This window comes from Devosia geojensis (genome assembly GCF_000969415.1).
Classification (GTDB): Bacteria; Pseudomonadota; Alphaproteobacteria; order Rhizobiales; family Devosiaceae; genus Devosia; species Devosia geojensis.
In genome coordinates this window covers 1-520 of record NZ_JZEX01000092.1, presented here as the reverse complement: position 1 = coordinate 520, position 520 = coordinate 1, and the positions used below count along the sequence as shown (strand labels likewise).

The 520-nt window shown below is 61.2% G+C and carries 1 protein-coding gene; it reads left to right on the top strand.

What is annotated here, in order from left to right; all coding sequences use genetic code 11:
- The coding region (locus tag VE25_RS09350; protein ID WP_046108352.1) for an oxidoreductase at nucleotides 1-520 on the top strand (520 nt) is incomplete at both ends.

Genomic DNA, 520 nt, shown 5'->3' with positions numbered 1-520 from the left:
CTGTAGCGCCGAGTGCAATCGCTGCAGCGGGTCACGTCTCCGGATTGCGCCCAAAGCGGCCGCATCCCGTTCCCCGGGCACTCGAAACCGAAGAAATCCCTGACATCGTCGAGGACTTTCGACGGGGTGCGGAGAGGGCTAAGGCGGCCGGCTTTGATGGCGTCGAATTGCATGCCGCCAATGGCTATCTCATCGACCAGTTTCTGCAGGACAAGACCAACACGCGCACCGATCGCTATGGCGGCTCGGTCGAGAACCGCGCCAGGTTCCTGCTTGAGATCGTGGACGCAGTGATCGAGGTTTGGGGGGCCGACCGTGTCGGCGTGCATCTCCGACCCCGGGGCGAGGAGCACGATATGGGCGACAGCAATCCCAAAGCGATCTTCGGCTATGTCGCCGCCGAACTGGCGAAGCGGAAAATTGCCTTCATTTTCGTCCGCGAGATTGAAGCAGAGGACAGCTTGCTTGGTGAGATCAAGCGTCGGTTCGGCGGCCCGGTCATCGCAAATGAGCTCATGTC